The sequence below is a fragment of the Mesorhizobium sp. M3A.F.Ca.ET.175.01.1.1 genome, from assembly GCF_004791945.1.
Lineage (GTDB): Bacteria > Pseudomonadota > Alphaproteobacteria > Rhizobiales > Rhizobiaceae > Mesorhizobium.
Window position 1 is genome coordinate 1 of record NZ_SRTP01000018.1, and the last position, 18,586, is coordinate 18,586.

Annotated in this window: 24 protein-coding genes; 16 read left to right on the plus strand and 8 right to left on the minus strand. The window is 65.0% G+C overall.

Annotated elements, in window-relative coordinates:
- Positions 1-372 precede the first annotated feature (372 nt).
- Positions 373-795, plus strand: a complete 423-nt coding sequence (locus tag EN818_RS27760; protein WP_176478400.1) for a DoxX family protein — start codon at positions 373-375, stop codon at positions 793-795.
- Positions 796-881: 86 nt separating this feature from the next.
- Here EN818_RS27760 and EN818_RS27765 read toward each other — a convergent pair whose 3' ends face one another.
- The 4 genes from EN818_RS27765 to EN818_RS27780 all read right to left on the minus strand — a co-directional run bounded on the left by EN818_RS27765 (position 882) and on the right by EN818_RS27780 (position 2,668).
- The gene (locus EN818_RS27765) at positions 882-1,187 is read right to left on the minus strand and encodes a hypothetical protein (RefSeq protein ID WP_095807589.1); all 306 of its coding nucleotides are present in this window, start codon (positions 1,185-1,187) and stop codon (positions 882-884) included.
- A 73-nt stretch (positions 1,188-1,260) separates the two neighbouring features.
- Positions 1,261-1,530, minus strand: coding sequence for a hypothetical protein (locus tag EN818_RS27770; RefSeq protein ID WP_135906059.1), 270 nt, complete (start codon positions 1,528-1,530; stop codon positions 1,261-1,263).
- A 166-nt stretch (positions 1,531-1,696) separates the two neighbouring features.
- The gene (locus EN818_RS27775; protein WP_095807587.1) at positions 1,697-2,194 is read right to left on the minus strand and encodes a hypothetical protein; all 498 of its coding nucleotides are present in this window, start codon (positions 2,192-2,194) and stop codon (positions 1,697-1,699) included.
- Positions 2,195-2,344: 150 nt separating this feature from the next.
- Positions 2,345-2,668 (minus strand): hypothetical protein, encoded by a 324-nt coding sequence (locus EN818_RS27780; protein WP_095807586.1) that lies wholly within the window; start codon positions 2,666-2,668, stop codon positions 2,345-2,347.
- Positions 2,669-3,169: 501 nt separating this feature from the next.
- On the opposite strand from EN818_RS27780, the gene EN818_RS27790 reads away from it, so the two are divergent.
- From EN818_RS27790 to msrA, 8 genes are all read left to right on the plus strand, one after another.
- Positions 3,170-3,676: a hypothetical protein gene (locus tag EN818_RS27790; RefSeq protein ID WP_095807585.1), complete on the plus strand. Its 507-nt coding sequence runs from the start codon at positions 3,170-3,172 to the stop codon at positions 3,674-3,676.
- A 368-nt stretch (positions 3,677-4,044) separates the two neighbouring features.
- Entirely contained in the window at positions 4,045-4,596 is a 552-nt protein-coding gene (locus EN818_RS33885; protein WP_245420433.1) for a putative peptidoglycan-binding domain-containing protein, read from the plus strand.
- Positions 4,593-4,796, plus strand: coding sequence for a hypothetical protein (locus tag EN818_RS27805; RefSeq protein ID WP_095807584.1), 204 nt, complete (start codon positions 4,593-4,595; stop codon positions 4,794-4,796). Before EN818_RS33885 ends, EN818_RS27805 begins: the two co-directional genes overlap by 4 nt.
- A 105-nt stretch (positions 4,797-4,901) precedes the next feature.
- The gene (locus tag EN818_RS27810) at positions 4,902-5,141 is read left to right on the plus strand and encodes an ABC transporter permease (protein ID WP_095807583.1); all 240 of its coding nucleotides are present in this window, start codon (positions 4,902-4,904) and stop codon (positions 5,139-5,141) included.
- Positions 5,126-5,320, plus strand: a complete 195-nt coding sequence (locus EN818_RS27815; protein WP_095807582.1) for a hypothetical protein — start codon at positions 5,126-5,128, stop codon at positions 5,318-5,320. Before EN818_RS27810 ends, EN818_RS27815 begins: the two co-directional genes overlap by 16 nt.
- Positions 5,320-5,643: a hypothetical protein gene (locus EN818_RS27820; RefSeq protein WP_095807581.1), complete on the plus strand. Its 324-nt coding sequence runs from the start codon at positions 5,320-5,322 to the stop codon at positions 5,641-5,643. Before EN818_RS27815 ends, EN818_RS27820 begins: the two co-directional genes overlap by 1 nt.
- Before the next feature lie 77 nt (positions 5,644-5,720).
- Entirely contained in the window at positions 5,721-6,002 is a 282-nt protein-coding gene (locus EN818_RS27825; protein ID WP_245420420.1) for a hypothetical protein, read from the plus strand.
- Positions 6,003-6,161: 159 nt separating this feature from the next.
- Positions 6,162-6,680 (plus strand): peptide-methionine (S)-S-oxide reductase MsrA, encoded by a 519-nt coding sequence (msrA, locus tag EN818_RS27830; protein ID WP_095807579.1) that lies wholly within the window; start codon positions 6,162-6,164, stop codon positions 6,678-6,680.
- A gap of 221 nt (positions 6,681-6,901) precedes the next feature.
- On the opposite strand, the gene EN818_RS27835 is transcribed toward msrA, so the two are convergent.
- The 3 genes from EN818_RS27835 to EN818_RS32915 all read right to left on the minus strand — a co-directional run bounded on the left by EN818_RS27835 (position 6,902) and on the right by EN818_RS32915 (position 8,045).
- Complete coding sequence (locus EN818_RS27835; protein WP_095807718.1) at positions 6,902-7,351, minus strand: GFA family protein; 450 nt, start codon at positions 7,349-7,351, stop codon at positions 6,902-6,904.
- Positions 7,352-7,467: 116 nt separating this feature from the next.
- Complete coding sequence (locus EN818_RS27840; RefSeq protein ID WP_095807578.1) at positions 7,468-7,758, minus strand: hypothetical protein; 291 nt, start codon at positions 7,756-7,758, stop codon at positions 7,468-7,470.
- Positions 7,755-8,045 (minus strand): hypothetical protein, encoded by a 291-nt coding sequence (locus EN818_RS32915; protein WP_165349855.1) that lies wholly within the window; start codon positions 8,043-8,045, stop codon positions 7,755-7,757. The genes EN818_RS27840 and EN818_RS32915 overlap by 4 nt, the downstream gene beginning before the upstream one ends.
- Before the next feature lie 173 nt (positions 8,046-8,218).
- On the opposite strand from EN818_RS32915, the gene EN818_RS27850 reads away from it, so the two are divergent.
- Positions 8,219-8,383: a DUF3309 family protein gene (locus tag EN818_RS27850; protein ID WP_095807576.1), complete on the plus strand. Its 165-nt coding sequence runs from the start codon at positions 8,219-8,221 to the stop codon at positions 8,381-8,383.
- A gap of 36 nt (positions 8,384-8,419) precedes the next feature.
- On the opposite strand, the gene EN818_RS27855 is transcribed toward EN818_RS27850, so the two are convergent.
- Positions 8,420-10,285, minus strand: a complete 1,866-nt coding sequence (locus tag EN818_RS27855; protein WP_245518904.1) for a CHASE3 domain-containing protein — start codon at positions 10,283-10,285, stop codon at positions 8,420-8,422.
- Between the two features lie 704 nt (positions 10,286-10,989).
- Here EN818_RS27855 and EN818_RS27860 point away from each other — a divergent pair.
- The 6 genes from EN818_RS27860 to EN818_RS27885 all read left to right on the plus strand — a co-directional run bounded on the left by EN818_RS27860 (position 10,990) and on the right by EN818_RS27885 (position 18,513).
- Positions 10,990-12,216, plus strand: a complete 1,227-nt coding sequence (locus EN818_RS27860) for an anion transporter (RefSeq protein ID WP_095807574.1) — start codon at positions 10,990-10,992, stop codon at positions 12,214-12,216.
- A 151-nt stretch (positions 12,217-12,367) separates the two neighbouring features.
- Entirely contained in the window at positions 12,368-13,381 is a 1,014-nt protein-coding gene (locus EN818_RS27865; RefSeq protein WP_095807573.1) for a LacI family DNA-binding transcriptional regulator, read from the plus strand.
- A complete protein-coding gene (locus EN818_RS27870) occupies positions 13,378-14,895 on the plus strand; it encodes a sugar ABC transporter ATP-binding protein (protein WP_095807572.1) in 1,518 nt (505 codons plus the stop codon). The genes EN818_RS27865 and EN818_RS27870 overlap by 4 nt, the downstream gene beginning before the upstream one ends.
- Positions 14,895-15,971, plus strand: a complete 1,077-nt coding sequence (locus EN818_RS27875; RefSeq protein WP_095807571.1) for an ABC transporter permease — start codon at positions 14,895-14,897, stop codon at positions 15,969-15,971. The genes EN818_RS27870 and EN818_RS27875 overlap by 1 nt, the downstream gene beginning before the upstream one ends.
- Positions 15,972-16,050: 79 nt before the next feature.
- Entirely contained in the window at positions 16,051-17,040 is a 990-nt protein-coding gene (locus tag EN818_RS27880; protein WP_095807570.1) for a substrate-binding domain-containing protein, read from the plus strand.
- 348 nt (positions 17,041-17,388) lie between these two features.
- The gene (locus EN818_RS27885) at positions 17,389-18,513 is read left to right on the plus strand and encodes an alpha/beta hydrolase (RefSeq protein WP_095807569.1); all 1,125 of its coding nucleotides are present in this window, start codon (positions 17,389-17,391) and stop codon (positions 18,511-18,513) included.
- Positions 18,514-18,586 lie beyond the last annotated feature (73 nt).

Genomic DNA, 18,586 nt, shown 5'->3' on the forward strand with positions numbered 1-18,586 from the left:
TCGGGCAGCGCGCCAAAATAGCTCTCAAGGCTGGAAATGGCAGTCTCTCCTTCGTTCGACTGCCTGCCCAAAGAATCCCTTCTCAGGCCAACTTCAAGTCCCAAAAAGCCATATGCGATTCCCCTGCCACTTGGGGGGAGATCGGACTGCACGCTTGCTTTCGCCAATCTCCAAGCGTTGGAGGAGGAGCGAGGGGCCCAAACTGCTGATCTTCCCACCCGTGGGGAAGATGTCCGGCAGGACAGAGGGGTGGCGCTGTCCCGCCGGCCCGGTGTTTTTTGCCCAAGGCCACAATTTTCCCCACCCCTGTCGGAATCATCGCGCTTCGCCCGTCCTTGGAGCACATCAATCGCTTCAACCCGGAGAAGTATCGTGGAAAATGTTCAATCGGCCTGGCAGACCGCCGCCATCCTCATCGCCCGCCTGATCTTCGCCGCCGTTTTCGCCATGGCCGTGACCTTCAAGTTCATGGATATGGGCGCCACGGCCGGCTACATCGCCGCCGCCGGCTTCCCGTTCCCGCTGTTGCTCGCCTGGTGCGCGGCGATCCTCGAAGTGCTGCTGGTCGTCGCCTTCCTCACCGGAGCGCTGTTCACGCCGGCGGCCCTCATCGCGGCCCTTTATGTGATCTTCCTCGGCTTCGCCTTCCACGGTCCCTCGCACTGGGCGGGCAACCAGGCCGAGTTCGGCTTCTTCGTCGACCATTTTACTTTTCTGGCCGGCCTGTTCTTCGCCGCCGTCCACGGACCGGGCAGCGTGCTCGCCGTCCGCCAGGGCTGGCCGGGCAGGGCGTGAGCTTTTCCTTCTCCCCGTTGTACGGGGAGAAGGTGCCCGAAGGGCGGATGAGGGGCAGCGCCGCCATCAAAGCCTTCGCATCACCATCACATCTGGTCGTTGTAGGGTTCCTTCATCTGGCCGACCATGCGGGCCAGCTTCGAGAAGGACGGCATGTCGGCTTCCGGCTGGCATCGGTTGGCAATCTCGAGCAGGCGGATCGGGAAGTTGACGGCGTCGCGGCTCGACGCCGACATGCCCTCGGACCTGTCTTCTCCGGTCTCGATGGCCTCGGCCTTGCGCAGCGCGATGTCGATCTCCTCGACCGTCAGCACGCCCTTGCGCACCAGCACATGGTTGATCGCGGCGACGGCCATCAGCAGGCCCTCGAGTTGCAGATTGGCGACGTTCATGGCGTGCTCCTCCCATTGACCTCGCCTCAAAACGCACGAGCGGCGTTTCCGATCCGGGGAGAACGGCTTCCCCCTATGCCTCCAGCCAGCGCTGGCCGTATTCGGCCCACAGCAGCCTTATCTCACGGCCGCCTAGCGGCGGGGTGGAACGGTCGCCATAGGTGATGGCGACGGCGATGAGGTCGTATTGGCCGTCGGCCTGGGCGATGACGCGGATCGCTTCGCCGAGCGGCCGTGAGTGGAAGATCGGATCCGCCTGGCCCCGGCCCAGGCTGCGAACACCCGAAATGCTTGCTGGCGCATGCCGCATCCGAAAGACGGATGCCATGGCAGGTCGGTCCATGCCTGCTCTCCGCGATTCCCCCGCGCGGATGACTCCATAAGCGCCAGCTAATGGCCAGCCTGTGCGGTTTCTGCTGGAGCTTGTGCGCGGGTGACGAGACGGCTGGCCGTCTCGCGCCTCGTTTGAGGTCTGCGGGGCAGCGACGAAACGGCGGGCCGTTTCGCGCTTAACGGCTCCAGCGGCGGAACCAGTCGGGATCGGGCTCCGAGGTCCTGGCGATGGCCAGCCCGATGAGCACGCCGAACAGCCCGCCGAGCGCAACCGCGGTCGAAACCGTGCCGGGGTTCTGCTGCACCGCCTCCGACACGCTGCTCGCCTGGCTGCGCAATTGCCTGGCGGCGCGCGAGGCGCGATCCGAGGCGCCGCTGTACCAGCCGGAAGCGCGGTCGGCCGCGCCCCGGTACCAGCCCTCGGCCGTCTCGGCGGCATCCTCGGCCTGGTCGGCGAGCATCCGGTTCAGCCGGGTCACCTCGCGCTTCAGCTCCGCGATCTGCTTCTTCATCGCCTCCTGCGAGGTGCTCGAAGCGTTGCTGCTGCGGCTTGCGCCGCTGCGCGCGGCGGCGCGGCTGCGCGATGGCTTGGCGCTGCTGCGGCTGGTGGAATGACCGTTGCGGGCTTCGGCCGAATTGCTTTCGCTGGCGGGAGTGTTCTCGTTGTCTGCCATTGGTCTCTCCTATCCGATCCATGCCAACGGTCACGGCAGTCATCGGTTCCCTGTCGGCCGGTGCCCAACGGAAGCGGCCGCGGAGCGCACCCCGCGGCCTTTGCCGGACATCATCGACCAGTCATGATTGGCTGGACGTCAAGCTGCAGCTTACTTGCCGCAGTGGTTGTCGTTCACGGTGGGCGCACCGCTGCCCGGCGACAGGTTGCTGGCATCGGGCTGCGCGCCCTGCGGACCAGGTGCGCAATTGCGGTCGGCGTTCGAATTCATGCCGTCATCATAGCCCGAGCCGCCGTAAATGCTGCCGGTCGTGCTCTCGTCGATGCCGGGGTTGGCTGGCGTGGCCGGGTCGACGGTGACCGATTGGCCGCTGCCGCCCATGCCGCCACTATCCGCATTGCCGGCATTCTGGGCCATCGCAGCCGTGGCCAGACCGATCGTGAGCGCGGAAGCCGCGAGGATGGTTCTAAACATGATTTTCTCCTTTTTCTAACGAAGGGTCGTCGCGTTGCGACCTAGTGGGAACCGCTCGCGCTGCCCATGGTTCCGATAAAATTTTCAATCCAGGGCTGTGACGGCGCCCGGGTGCGAGACAACGAAAGATGGTAGGAAAAAATACCCAAACCCCTTGCATGGTGAGGGCAGCAATGCTATGATTTTGTCCATGGTGCTGATTTGCGCCAACAACCCGCCGCCCGGCCGCCGCCGCCCGGCGGTTTTGTTTTTCCGGTGTCGCACCGCTCCGCCGCTAATATCCAATGACGGCGGGACAGCACCCCCCTCTGGCCTGCCGGCCATCTCCCCCCGCAAGGAGGGAGATTGGATGTCACCGTCGCCTTCGCCGATCGCCGATGCTGCAAGAAGAGCGCCATCGGCGGAACTGCTGATCTCCCCCCTTGCGGGGGAGATGGCCGGCAGGCCAGAGGGGGGTGGGCGGGAACGTGACCTTTCCAGTTGAACGTTACGGACGTCCCCATGCCACGCTATGCCACCATCATCACCGGCGATGACGGCGCCGAGATCGTCAGCGCCATCGGCGAGTTCGAAACTTCTGCCCGGCCGCACAGCACACGCCGTGTCGAGGAAGTGGCGCCGGGCGTGCGCATCGGCATGGTGCGTGGCGGGCCGGTCGATGCGGTCGCCGGTTTCGGTTTTCCGCGCCAGGGTCTCGACCCGTCGGCGATCGCCGCAACCAGCTCGAAGTTGAAGGCGGCGTCGGCGAAGCTGCCAATCTCCCCCCAAGTGGGGGAGATGTCCGGTCCACCCTCCGCAGCTGCAGCGCAGCTGCTGCGGAGGACGGGCAGGACAGAGGGGGGCGCTGTCCCGCCGGCCTTGCCAATTGGCGAGGCTGGGTCCGGCCAGTTCGATCAGGCCCCGCCAAAACCGGCCCGCGCCAAGCCGCGCAAGAAGTCTGTTCGCAAGGCCAGCAAGGCGCGGAGATCCGCCAAGGCGCCGGCGTCCGACGGGGCGGACCGTGGCTGACGAGGCCCCCGCGAAGAAGCCGCGGCGCAAGACCCCGGGCGCGAAGCCCACGAGGTCGAAGCGCGAGCCCGACCCGTTGGCCGCCGCCGCGCGTCCGCGGCGATCGAAAAAGACCCTCGGCGACGATTTTGCCGCAGCACTGCGCGCCGATTTTCACGCCCATGGCGCCGGCGTCATCGCCGCGGTGCGGGCGGACAAGCCCGACCAGTATCTGAAGGTCGTGCTGACGATGCTGCCCAAAGAACTTTCTCCCAAAGATTTTTCAAGACACCTCCATGCCGACAACAACAGTCTCGAGCAGTTGACCGATGAGGAGATCCGCAGCCGCATCCGCGGCCTCGAAGCGCTCGTCCGGCCGCTCCTCGACGATGCGGACCTACCGCCGCTTCTACTGGGACGCCGTGCTTGGCGCCGAGCTTCCCGACGGCATCGACTACGCCGTGTTCGACTTCGCCGTGAACAGCGGGCCGGGCAGGGCGGCGAAATATCTGCAGGCCGTGCTCGGCGTTGCCAGGGACGGCCGCATCGGTCCGGCGACGCTCGGGGCCGCGAGAGCAAGGCCTGCCGGCGTCGTCATCGACGCGCTCTGCGATGCGCGTCTGGCCTTCCTCGAGCGTCTGCCGACCTGGCCGACCTTCGGCAAGGGCTGGAGGGCGCGCATCGCGTCGGTGCGCGCCAATGCGCTGCTGCTTACGGCGCGGCCTGTTGTGCCCGCTCACTCCGCGCCGCAGGCGACGGCGCCGGTGGCCGAACAGGCGGCGGCTGGGGCTCGGGCTGACGGCGCGCGGTCCGACCCGCCCCGTCAGGCGCCGCCCGGCAAGGCAGCCCGCACCCTGGCGCTGACCGTGCTGGCGCTGGGCGCGGTCGCGGCCTGGACGGCGCATCTTCCCTGCAACCTGCTTGGAGTGTTCTGCAAATGATTTCCGTCATCATCCGCATCGTCCTGCGCTATGGCGCCGGCGTCCTCGTCGCACGCGGCCTTCTCGGCGCCGGCGATGCGGCGGCGCTGTCTGCCGATCCCGATATCCAGATGGCGCTCGAAACCGGATTCGGCCTCGCCGTCAGCGCCGCCACCGAAGTCTGGTACGCGCTCGCACACAGATTCCACTGGTCGAAGTGAGGGCGCAAGAATGGTTCAGCTCCTCACCGAAGTCATTCGCCAGATCTTGCCCTGGGCGATCGGCGCGCTGCTCCTCATCGGCGCGCTGTTCGTGTGGTGGCTGTCATGACGGCGCTTCTGTCCTTCCTGCTCGGCAATCCGGCGCTCTTGCGCCTGATGGCGTCCTTCATCGCGGCACTCGGCTGGGGCTTCCACCAGCGGCTTGCCGGCGCACGAGCCGAACGCGCCAGGCAGGCGGCCGGCGAGACGGCGGCGCGCGATGTGGCCGATCAGGTCGACAACGATATCGCCGCGCTGCCGGCCGATGCGATCCGAAAGGAGCTGAAATCATGGGCAAGGAACTGACCGCTGTTCTGATCGCTCTGGCGCTTGCCGGCTGCAGCCCCGCCGGGGGTAGCTTCTGCACGGCCGCCGCGCCGCTGCGGCTTTCGGCGAAGACGGTCGATGCGTTGTCCGACGCGGAGGCGAGGGCGCTTCTCGCCCACAATCGCAAAGGAACGAAACTCTGCGGCTGGAGGCCCTGATGCACGACATTTTCGACCTGCTCGGCATCAAGGGCCAGGTGGTGGCGGCAGGCCTCGCCGGCGGCGTGCTGAGGGCGCTGTCACGCCATCGCTACAAGCTGCGCGAGATGGTGGCCTCGCCGATCTGCGGCGCGCTCGCCGCCGCTTATCTGACACTGCCTGTGGTCGCGTGGGTCGAGGCGAGCGGCCTACCGATGCCTGACGCAGCCGACGACACCACCACGCTCGCCGCCGCCTTTCTCATCGGCGTCTCCGCCATGTGGATTTCCGACATCGTTTTCGAGGTGGTGGTGCGCAGGTTTCGCACGCAGCGCGACGAATGATCGGCGAGTCATCGCAGTAGCGTCAGCAAGATCCTGAAACATCGAAACCGGCGCGACGACATTTTTTCGAAACCTCAGTGAACCATTTCATGTTGCCAGGCGACACATCGCTGCAAATAGACGCCATTCAACGTGGAGATTCAAAAATGACCGCAATCATTCGCAATACTCTTCTTGCCTTTGTTGCCGCATCTGCTTTGGCCGGCTCGGCCATGGCCGGCCAGCAGGCCGCCAACACCGAATGCGAAAACTCGCCAACCAACAAGCTCTGGGCCGGCCGCTGCTGCGGTATCGCCGACTCCAACTGTCTTGGCGGCGAGGGACACGGCCACGAAGGCCGTGGCGGCCGGCAGCGCTAACCTGTTTGATAGCGAACACCCGCCGCCTAGCTGTCGATGGGTGTTCGCTCTACGCGTGTCGATTTCGATTAACGGCCACTTGGGCGGTTAGCAACTTGAGCCGCTGGAAGAAGCGGGTGAGAATACCCACCTATGGAGAAATCCAAAAGGAGGTGTGACATGGCTTCTACCGAACGCGCGATTCTCGCGGGCGGCTGTTTCTGGGGCATGCAGGACTTGATCCGCCGCTTCCCCGGGGTGATCTCGACCCGCGTCGGTTATTCGGGCGGCGATGTTCCCAACGCTACCTATCGCAACCACGGCACCCATGCCGAGGCGATCGAGATCGTCTTTGATCCAGCCAGAACCAGTTTTCGCACATTGCTCGAGTTCTTCTTCCAGATCCACGACCCGACGACGAGGAACCGCCAGGGCAACGATGTCGGCACGAGCTACCGCTCAGCGATCTTCTATGAAAACGACGAGCAGAAGCGGGTCGCAGAGGACACCATCGCCGATGTCGATGCCTCGGGCCTATGGCCGGGCAAGGTCGTCACCGAACTCGCCCCGGCGGGCCCCTTCTGGGAGGCCGAGCCTGAACATCAGGACTATCTCGAGCGCTATCCCAGCGGTTACACCTGCCATTTCGTGCGGCCGGGCTGGAAGCTCCCGGTCCGCGAAAAAGCGGCCGCCTCGTAGATATTTCACGGCTACGCAATGTAGCCTTTGGCCAATTCCGCCCGCTGTGCCGCAAGGCATGGCGGGCTTTTTTGCGTTCCGGGCGCGATCTTACCCGGATTGCCAGCAAACGGCCTCGAACTTCGGCGCGGTGCCGCTGTCGGGATCGCTGGTAATGCCGACAAACAGCCGCATCCGGATTGGCTCCGACGCAAGCGCGTGTTGCCCAAACTTGTTCAGTTCTACGCAGATTCGCGCAGGCGCTCGCCGAGGCCATTGGCTGGCGCGTCGTCCACAGCGGCGTCCGCGATCCGGTCGTGCTCGAACTGGCGCGCGCCGGGCAGGGGCTGCAGCCAGTGCTCGCGTCGGCCGACCCACAGTTCATAGCTTGGTTCAAGCCCTTCGGTCGGCGCTACGTCGAGGCCGCCGATCGCCACCTCGACCTCATTTTCGCCGACGAACGGAACGCGGCTGCCGCAGGTCGGGCAAAAGCTGCGCCCGCCATAGGTGCTGGTGATTCCGGCCGTCTCGAAGGCGGCTCGCGGCCAGACGGCAAAGGCCTGGAAGGCCGATCCGCTAGTCTTGCGGCAATCCTTGCAATGGCAAAGGCCGACCCTGAGAGGGTCGCCGGCCACCCGGAACTGAACGCCGCCGCACAGGCAACTGCCGCTTCGCGTGAAATCGCTGGACATGGCTTCCTCCTGCCTCCACGCCCGGTGCCTGAAAGCAGTCTCGACGAACACCGAGCCGTTGCCGGCTACAATTCGCAGCCGGGCATAACGGTTCCGCATCGCCGCAAAGCCAGGAGCTAGCCAGGGAAGTCGAACGGCGGCTCCTCGCAGCGATAGACGCGACATTGCCCATCTCGGGTCGGCACCGCGACCGAGACCGGCACCTCTGGCCAGTCGCACTCATTGCCGAACTGGCGCACGAAACGGTCATAGGTGCTGGGTCCGGTGGTCAGCACCGCCGCGTGGCGCTCTTGGATCAGCGCCTGCGTCTCGGCGCAGGTCATGGCGCGCGTATCTGGTCGGGCGTGAGCGACACTCGCTGGCCACATCATCGCACCGGCAGCAAAGGCGATCGACAGGCTTTTCATTCGAGGGGCCAGGTTTTCAGTGGTGACGCGCCCATTTGATTGCCTTTCAGCGCCTTTTGCAACGCCAGGGCGTTGTGCCTGGCCGGAAGCCGTTCCAGCGGGTCCCCAACGTAGGCGGTTTGAAATGGGTGGTTCCTCGGGTGCGGACCGGCGCGAAGGCCTGTCGCGGGAACGGCAGGCGTTACGGGGCGTTGTTTAGCAGTTTCGAATGCTGCAGGTTGGAAAATGAAGGACGTTTTTGGTACTGCCACGATCATCGCATCGATCGCCATCGCCATCGCGTTCATGCTGTTGGCGCCCAGAGGCCTTGAAGCCAACCCAGGGCCAATCGTCTCATCCGACAGCGCCGATCTTCAACGGCAAGGGATCCCGGCCCAGCCGAGAGCGGAACTTAGGCAGCCATTTGTGAGTTCCTCCCCTTGACAACAGGCGGCACTGCGCTGTCGGAGAGGAAAAAGCCATGACCCTCGGTACAATTCTCATCATCATTCTCATTCTCGCCCTGCTTGGCGGCTTCGCCGGGCTGGGCGGCGGCCCGTTCTATGGCACCGGCTATTATGGCGGCGGCGGCCTCGGGCTGCTGCTGGTCATCGTGATCATTCTTGTGGTGCTCGGGCGGATCTGATCTTCGCCCGTTTCAAGCGCACGGCGCCTCAAGGTCTTACGGCTTCGCGAGCGCATCACGCAGCTTCGCCGAAAGCTGCTCCAGCGTGAACGGCTTGGCGATGAAGTTCACGTCGTGGTCGAGCACGCCGTTATGGACCACCGCGTTGCGGGTGAAGCCGGTCATGAAAACGATCTTCAACGACGGCGCGCGTCCCTTCGCTTCTTCCGCCAACTGCCGGCCATTCATCGCCGGCATGACGATATCGGTCAGCATCAGCGCGATGGCGGGATTTTCACCGAGCTTGCCGAGTGCTTCCTCGCCGCTCCCGGCCTCGATCACCGTATAACCGAGCTCGAGCAAGGCTGCTGACGTGGCGGAACGCACCCGGGCGTCATCCTCAACCAGAAGGACCGTTTCGGTCGCGGCCGGCTCGGCCTTGCCGCCGAGCCTCGCGAACGGCGCCGCCTCTTCCGGACCCGCGAAACGGGGCAGGTATATCTTGATCGTCGTGCCTTCGCCCGGTTCGGAATAGATCTTCACATGCCCGCCCGACTGTTTGACGAAGCCGAAAACCTGGCTCAGGCCCAGCCCCGTTCCGTGGTTGACAGGCTTCGTCGTGAAGAACGGCTCGAAAGCCCTGGCCATGACGTCCGGCGACATGCCGGTGCCGGTATCGGTCACCGCGATCATCACATACTGGCCGGCCTGCACTTCCGGGTGGCCGGCAGCGTAGGCCTCGTCGAGATGGCAGTTCGCGGTCTCGATGGTGAGCTTGCCTTTCTCGCCGATCGCGTCGCGCGCGTTGACCGCCAGGTTCAGGATGGCATTCTCGACTTGGCTGGGATCGGCATGCGCTTTCCATAGGCCGCCGGCCAGCACGGTTTCAATCTCGATCGACTGCCCCAGCGTGCGGCGCAACAGGTCCGACATGCCGGTGACCAGCCGGTTGGCGTCGACCAGCTGCGGCGCAAGCGGCTGCTGGCGCGAAAAGGCGAGCAGCCGTGCCGTGAGATTGGCGGCGCGGGCTGCAGCGTCTGCGGCCGCCTCGACGAAGGTCTCCACGTCGTGCTCGCCGCGCGCCAGCTTGCGCTGGGCGAGGTTCATGGCGCTGGTGATGACCGCCAGCATATTGTTGAAGTCATGCGCGATGCCGCCCGTGAGTTGGCCGACCGCTTCCATCTTCTGCACCTGGCGCAGCTGTGACTCCGCTCGCTCGCGCGTGTGGATCTCATTTTCCAGCGCCGCGTTCTTCGCGCTCAGCGCATCCTGGGCAATCACCACGGCGCGGAAGCGGCGGCCGGACTCGCGGATCGTATAGAGCCCGAGCAGAAGTATGGCGGCCAGCGCCGCGAACGAACCGGCGCGCAGCCAGTCTTCGACCTGTTCCATGCGCAATGCACGCGCCTGCAGGTTTGCCCCATCGATACGCCGGATCGCGTCGATATTGGCCTGGATCTGCTCCATGTCGAGCTTGCCGCTGCCGCCACGCACGATCTCCAGCGCCTTCGACATGTTGCCCGCGTCGTAAAGGCGGATCGTCTCGGCCAGTTCGGACTGCTTGCGGGCGAGCGCCTCCTTTATGCCGGCGACTTGCTGCGCCGCCTCGCTGCTTGCCGGCAACATCTGGTCGATGCGCGCAAGCTGACCCGGCAGCGCTTCGACCGCATGCTGGTACGGCTGGAGATAGGTCTTCTCGCCTGTGAGCAGATAGCCGCGTTGGCCTGTCTCGGCGTCCTGGGTAAGCGAAAGCAGGCCGGCGAGCAGTTGCTGGGTCTCAATGGATCGACGGCTCGCGACACGATCCGCGATCTGCGTTTCGGCCAAGATGGCACGCCCACCGACAATCGCCGCCACGATGACAAACCCGCCGAGGAGCGGGAGCGCTTGCCACCGCATGGCACGTCGCAGTCGTGCGATCATCTACCCTGCCGAACCAGAAAACCCGAAGTCCGGAAGTGGTAAGCGGCGGCAGAGTGCAACGCAATAGGCTCGTTGCGAAGAGATGCTAAGCCTGCAGGTTTTTAACTGGCAACGGCTATGTCAAACTTTAATGACGGCACTCCGTGCGCTGTGCCACAAGCTAGCTGTTTGCGGCGGCCGGTCGAGGCCGGTCGGGGAGCCTGCCGCGTCCGGCGGGGGTACGGCAGGCTCCCCAAATTTCGTGCTTTCTCAGGCCTCCGGGCCGCGGCACTCCATGCATGCCACGCTTTGCCCCGGGCATTTCAGCCTATGCGTCCCTTCCGGGCAGCAGTGACCATTGGAACTCAGCCACCGGGCACACACGAACACGGTGCGAGCGCCGTGGCAACGCCGGCATTCTCCCTGGACCATCGGCTCTTCCTTGCGCAGAACGCGATGGTCCCCTTCCACGACCGTGTTCATCCGAATAGTCCCCCGAACGACAGGATGGTCAGCCTGATCTGTCCAGCAATTATTACATTAGATGATCCGAATATACAGGCCGCTCTGGCGGCCGCTCAAAATCCCGGCTGTTCCCTAAGGCGGCAGCGAGTTTGCTGGACCGCGGTTTCCCAGCTTTCGGCTTTCGGGCACCATTGTTAAAGGTGGTCCCGCGGACACCGGCAGATTCTGCCGGGCAGGGCAGGACACGGGATATTCCGGCAATGACATGGACGGGCACCGGCGCGCTTCTCATCCTCGTGCTCACCTATGCCGGTGTTGCCGTCGGTCGCTTCCCGGGCCTCCGGCTCGACCGCGCCGGCATCGCGCTGCTCGGCGGGGCTGCCATGATCGCCATCGGCGCCATCGGCATCGAGGATGCCTACCGTTCCATCAATTTCGACACCATCACGCTGCTGCTCGGCATGATGATTGTGGTGGCGCATCTGAAAGTCTCAGGCGCCTTCCGTGCGCTCGGCGGCTTCGCCATCGAGCACGCGCACGCACCATTCATGCTCCTGATCATGGTGACGCTTCTGACCGGCGTTCTCTCGGCCTTCCTGGTCAATGACGCGATCTGCCTGGTGATGGCGCCGATCGTGGTCCACGTCACCCGCATCATCAACCGCAACCCGGTTCCCTATCTGATCGCCACCTGTACGGCCTCCAACTGCGGCAGCGTCGCCACCATTACAGGCAACCCGCAGAACATGGTGATCGGCGCGCTGTCGGGCATCTCCTATCCCGCCTTCACGGTGGCGCTTGCACCCGTCGCGCTGTTCGGCCTCGTCGCCGTCATCGTCATCATCCGCATCGTCTACCGCGCCGAGTTCTCGCGCACGGTGGAACTCAGCCCCGAGGTCTATCGCGGCCGCATGCTGCCGGGACAGGTGCTGAAGGCGACCATCGCCTGCGTGATGCTGGCGGTCGCCTTCTTCGTCGGGGTACCCGTGGCCAAGGCGGCGCTGATCGCCGGCGCCTTCCTGCTCGTCACCCGCGCGATTAAGCCGCATCGCATCTACCGCGAGATCGACGGACCGCTGCTCTTCATGTTCGCCGGCCTGTTCGTGGTGGTGGCCGGTGCCGAGCGCACTCTGCTCACGCCCGAGCTGACGGCTTCCGCCAAGGCAATCGGTCTCGACGATGTGTGGCGGCTTTCCGCCTTCACCGCGGTGCTTTCCAACATTATGAGCAACGTGCCGGCGGTGCTGGCGCTGAGGCCATTCATTCCGGGTCTCGAGAACCCGCAGCGCGCCTGGCTGGTGGTGGCGATGAGTTCGACGCTCGCCGGCAATTTCACGCTGCTCGGCTCCGTGGCCAATCTGATCGTCGCCGAGCAGGCGAAAGCGGCGGGCAAGCTACTGTCCTTCGTCGCTTTCTTCAGAGTCGGACTGCCTCTGACCTTGCTGACGCTCGCCGCCGGGACGGCCTGGCTCGCTTTCATCTCCTGATTTCGACATTTCCGTCAGAAAAATCTCGTGCGCTCGCTCATCGAATCGATTGCGCAAACGTTTCGATGATTCTATGGTCGTCGCAGATCTCGCCGAAGAGCGGGACGGGAAACGCAATCGAGGGAGGTGTGCTTGGCAGCACTCCGTTCGCATGCCGACAATGGCTGAGGTCGCGCGCCGCGCCGGCGTTTCGGTTTCGACCGTGTCGCATGTCGTCAACCGCACGCGTTTCGTCTCGCCCGAGAAGGCGCAGCTGATCAACGACGCGATCGCCGCCATGGGCTACCAGCCCAACGAACTGGCGCGCTCGCTGAAAGTGGCCTCGACCAACAGCGTTGGCCTCGCGATCTCGGCGATCTCCAACCCCTATTTCACCGACATCATCTGTGCGGTGGAAGCCGAGTGCGCGCGCCTCGGCCTGATGGTGTTCCTGTCGGACACGCAGGAAGATCCCGAGCGCGAGCTTCAGGTGGTGCGCGCTTTCCACCAGCGCCGTGTCGACGGCGTCATTCTGGCGCCGTCCGGCTCGCCAGAACGCGCGATCGCCTATCTCGCCGAAAAGAAGCTGCCTTGCGTGCTCATCGACCGCTTCGCCGACGACCGCTTCGACCAGATCGGCGTCGAAAATCAGACGGCGATGCGGGCGCTGATCGACCACGTCGCCTCCTTTGGCCACCGGCGCATCGGCTACATCGCCGGCCAACCGGGGCTGGCCACGACGCGCGAGCGCATCGAGGCCTTCCGCGCCTCGCTCGCCGCCAATGGACTTGAGTGCCTGCCGCGCTACGTCTCGCCGGAGAATGTCGACACGGCGGGCGCCACGACATCGACGCATGCGATCCTGTCGCTGCCGGAGCCGCCCACCGCATTGGTCACCGGCAACAACATGACGACGATCGGGGCAGTCCGCGCCGTCCGCGAGAAGGGGCTTTCGATCCCGCGCGACCTGTCGCTGGTCGGCTTTGACGATTTCGAATGGGCCGACTGTTTCGAGCCGAGGCTGACATTGGTCGAGCAGCCCTGCACCGAGATCGGCCGCCAGGCGGCAGCGCTTCTGAGCGCCCGCATCGCCTCCAGCGACGCGGCACCCCGCTCCGTGCGGCTGCAGGCGACGCTGCAGGCGCGCCAGTCCTGCGCGAAGCCGGTTCGCATGAGGCGAGCATGAGCGCGCCGCTGCTTTCCGTCACCGGCGCGGTGAAACGCTTCGGCGGCGTGCAGGCCCTGCGCGGCGTCGATTTTGATCTCAGGGCCGGCGAGATCCACGCGCTGCTGGGCGAGAACGGCGCCGGCAAATCGACACTGATGAACCTGCTGTCGGGCGTCTACACGCCGGACGAGGGTGAGATCCGCATCGACGGCAAGCCGGTGACCTTCAACAACCCGCGCGAGGCGCAGGCAGCCGGAATCGCAACCATCTTCCAGGAACTCGACCTCGTGCCCTCGCTCGACGTCGCGGCGAACCTTTTCCTCGGCCGCGAACTGATGCGTGCCGGCGGCATGCTTGACGTGCCGGCGATGCGCCGCGAGGCGAAGCAGCGGCTGGACGCGATCGAACTCGCCATCGACCCGGCGCGCCTTGTCGCCGACCTCTCCATCGGCCAGCGCCAGGTGGTGGCGATCGTCAAGGCGCTGTCCTATGCCTCGCGCGTCTTGATCATGGACGAGCCGACGGCGGCACTTACCGTCAGCGAGGTCGAGCGCCTGTTCGACATCATGAGGAAGCTTGCCGCGACCGGCGTCGGCATCGTCTACATCTCGCACCGGCTGGAGGAAGTGCCTGAGATCGCCGACCGCGTCACGGTGATGCGCGATGGCCGGGTCGCCGGCATCACCGAGCCGCATGCGCCGCAGGCCGAGCTGGTGCGGCTGCTGGTCGGACGGCCGCTGGACGAGCTCTATCCAGAACGTGCCAAGGGCGTGGGCAAGACGCTGCTCAGCCTGAAGAATGCCAGCTTCCGGCTCTCCCGCGAAAGCGCCGGCTGGCAGGCGCCGAGCGGCATCTCGCTCGAGGTCAGGGAAGGCGAGATCGTCGGCCTCGCGGGCATCATGGGGGCAGGGCGCACGGAGCTGCTCTCCGCGCTCTACGGCACCGGCCTTGCCGGCCGCTGGCATGGGGAGGTCGCGGTCGACGGCCGCCCGGTGAGACTCGAATCCATCGATGCAGCACGCAAGGCAGGCATCGCCTTCGTCACCGACGACCGGCGCGGCAGCGGCCTGATGCTCAGGATGGCGGTCGGCCTCAACCTGGTGATGTCGGTGATCCGCCGCATCTCGCCGGCCGGCCTGATGTCGCCGCGCCGCCAAGCGGAGGCCGTGCGCCAGTCCTTCGGCCAGTTCGACATTCGCCCGAAGAACCCCGACATCGCCGTCGGCGCGCTCTCGGGCGGCAACCAGCAGAAAGTGGTGCTCGCCAAGGAAATCCTCGGCAATCCGCGGCTGTTGCTGCTCGACGAGCCGACGCGCGGGGTCGATGTCGGCGCCAAGGGCGAGATCTATGCGCGGCTGCGGGCGCTTGCGGCGCAGGGCTTGGGCATTCTGGTCGCCTCGAGCGAGATGCCGGAGCTGATCGGGCTTTGCGACCGGATCGTGGTGCTGCGCCAGGGGCGCAATGTGGCGGAATTCATCGGCGGCGTCGACGAGCACACAGTGCTTGCCGCGGCAAATGGCAGGGAGGCCTGATGTCGGACCAGAAGATTTCGGTGGCGGCCAGCCCGGCAGGATCAAGCCCGGCGGCGCAAGTGACGGCGGCACCCAAGCATCGCGTCGACCCGCTGGCGATCGTCGTGCGTTTCCAGAGCCTGATCGGTCTGGTTCTGGTGGCCATCGGCGGCGTCATTTTCTCGCCGCGGCGCCACGGCGAGATCCTGTTCCTCAACCCCGACAACATCGCCAACATCGTGCGCGCCGTGTCGGAGACCGGCATCATCGCCATCGGCATGACCTTCGTCATCATCACCGCCGGCATCGACCTTTCGGTCGGGGCGGTGCTCGGCCTCTCCGCCGTGGTGACAGCCACCATGATGATCTCTGGTGGCTTCGGGCTTATCCCGACCATTTTGGCGGTGCTGGTCATGGGCGTCGTCTTTGGGATCGTCCAGGGGACGATCTCCACCCGCTTCCGGCTGGAGCCGTTCATCGTCACGCTGGCCGGGCTGCAGGCGGCGCGCGGTCTGGCGCTGATCGTTTCCGGCAACCAATACATCAACATCTCCTATGGCGACGGACCGGGCCTGGCGCCGCCGGTGTTCGCGGTGCTGGGCGAGCGCCTGTTCGACAACACCGTGCCGGTGGCCACCATCGTCTTCATCATCTTCGCCGCGATTGCCACGCTGGTTCTCAACACCACGCGCTTCGGCCGCTACGTCTATGCCGTCGGCGGCAACGAGCGCGCCGCCCGCATTTCCGGCGTGCCGGTGTCGATGGTGAAGATTGCGGTCTATGCCATCACAGGCTTTGCCTCCGCGCTTGCCGGCATCGTCCATGCCGGCCAGTTCAACTTCGGCAGCGCCAATGACGGCATGGGCTATGAGCTCACCGCGATCGCTGCCGTCGTTATCGGCGGCACCAGCCTGTTCGGCGGCGCCGGCTCGATGGTCGGCACGGTCGCCGGCACCATCATGCTTGGTGCCTTGGCCAATATCCTTCAGCTCAACAACATCACCCCCGCCACGCAGCTGCTCGCGACCGCCGCGATCATCGTCCTGGCGGCAGTGCTTCAATCCCTCGTTCGCCGCCGCGAGGGTTTGGGACGATAGGAGGCCGGCGGCAGCACACCTCGAAGACTGAAACCAGAGGTCAGGCCGTCCCCCGGCCCGACAGAGGAGGAGACTGAGCATGAAAACCACACTGAGAGGATCGCGCGTCCTGCGGACTGCACTTCTGGCGGGCGCGGCCGGCCTGTGCATCGCAGGCGGCGCCCAGGCCGCCGACCCGATGGTCAAGGCCTGTGCCAAGGACGGCCAGTTCGTCATCGGCTTTTCGCAAGCCAACAACGCCGAGCCCTATCGCCAGCACGTCAATGACGAGCTGACGGCGGCCGCTAAGGAAGTGCCGGGCTTCACGCTGCAGATCGCCGACGGCGCCGGCAACGTCAACACGCAGACTTCGCAGGTCGACAACTTCATCACCCAGAAGGTCGATCTTCTGCTGATCTCGCCCTTCGAGGCCGCCCCGCTGACGCCGGCCGTGAAGCGCGCCATGGACGCCGGCATTCCGGTGATCGAACTCGACCGCAAGACGGTGGGCGAACCCGGCAAGGACTACACGGCCTTCATCGGCGGCGACAACTTCAAGATCGCCGAGGAAGCCGGCAAGTTCACGGCCACGAAGCTGCTGCCCGATGGCGGCGAGGCGGCGGTGCTCGAAGGCCTGCCGAGCTCGACGCCGGCGGTGGAGCGCTTGAACGGCTTCAAGGAAGGCGTGAAGGCCAACGCCAAGATCCAGATAGTTGCCGAGCAGGCCGCCGACTGGGTTCCGGATAAAGCCCAGACCGCCTTTGCTGCCATGCTGCAGGCGCATCCCGACATCAAGGTGCTCTATGCGTCGAACGACATGATGGCGGCGGGCGCGCTGCTGGCCGCCAAGGGCGCCGGCAAGGACGTCAAGATCATCGGCACCGACGGCCTGCCCGGCCCGGCCGGCGGCATCGAGGCGGTGGCCAAGGGCGACTGGGCGGCGACCTTCACCTATCCGACCGGAGCCAAGGAAGCGATCGAGATGTCGAAGAAGATCCTGCTCGACTGCGCGACCTCGGTGGAACCGACCGTGACGGTGGACACCACCGCGATCACGGCGGAAAACGCCAAGCAGTTGATGGGGAAGTAGGGCAGGGCTCTACCCGTCGAAGTTGTTGCGACAAGGCTCTCGTCCCGAGGGCCTTGTTTTTTGGCAGGCAGATGGCTTGTTCGATGCGTTTGCGCTTCGATCAGGAGACAGCCCGCCTGACGCTGTCAGCCTTCGCGCCGGCTGTGGTCTAGCTGCAAAGAACAAAGTAATTGCAAAGTGTAATTGACTGAAATTCAAAAAGAGAGCTTATTGTTATTCAGGGGAGGCGCCGGCTTCAACTTAAGCGAATTGACATAGGCCTAGTCCGCGCGGTGGACCGTTCCCGCGCGAGCGGCGTCCGTGCCCTGACAGTGACTGAATGCGACCATTCATTCGGAGGAGGCGGCCTTGTCCAAGCAATACACCGTTTATTTTGCCACGAACCGCAATCCCATTGTCGGCAGTGCGGGCAAGATTACAGGCTTCGGGCCATATCTCAGTCAGGCGCAGGGCATGGACCTGAGATATGGCCAGATCCAGGTTGCCGTTTCCGGAGCCCCGAAACAGGGGAAGATCGTTCCGGGATCATTGCGCGTCTATGACGAAAAGATGCTTGTCGGCCTTGGGCAGCAACCCAAGCGAGGCAGCGACGAGCTGTTTTCGGCGCTCCGTCCTTCGCTTGCCTCGGCCAAGACCATCGTCTTGTTCGTCCATGGCTTCTTCAACACCTTCAGCGACAGCATGGAACGCGCCGCCACCATCCTCGCATTCTATGGGATCGACGCGGACATTCTCGCCTTTGGCTGGCCTTCGCAGGGCACGCTGTTGGGATACCAGCTCGACAGGGGTATGGCTCGACAGAGCGGTCCGGCCTTCGCGCGGGTCGTCCGCAGATTGATGGCTGAAGTGGCTGAAATGACCAAAGCAGCGCCCAACGCGTCACCGCCTGTCATCCACCTGCTTTGCCATAGCATGGGCAACTACGTTCTGCGCTTCGGTGTCCAGGCGCTTTTGGCGCAGCCGCGCGACGTCGACGCCGGCGACCCACTGCCATCCGCGCCGGCCACCCATCTTCCGACCGTGTTTCGCCAGATCATTCTCGCCGCGGCCGACGAGGATTCCGATGCATTTGACAGGCAGGACAAGTTGAGGGCCCTGCCGGACCTCGGGCGCAGAGTAACCGTCTACTATACGCATGAGGACTGGGTCCTTACCGTGCTTAGCGGCACGTTCCAGTTCAACGGTCCGCGCCTCGGCGCAACCGGTCCCGATAATATGGCGACCATCAGCGACAAGGTCGTGGCGGTGGACGTGAGCAACGTAGTTCCGGCCGAGCTGAACGCGAACAGCCATCAATATTACCGGATCTATGGACCAGTGCGCGACGACGCCGTGGCGGTTCTTTCAGGGCAGGCATCGGACAAGATCCCTGGCCGGGTGGCGACAGCAGTACCGCGCCGCTACGTCATCGTGCCCAAGAGGACGGCCGCTCCGTCTCGCAAGCGTTCGACGCCAGCTTTGGTCGATGCCTAGGCCAAAGCCGTTTGCGGAAAAGCAGGCACTCTGCCATCGAAATGTCGCGGCAAGGCTCCTTAGGGAGCCTTGT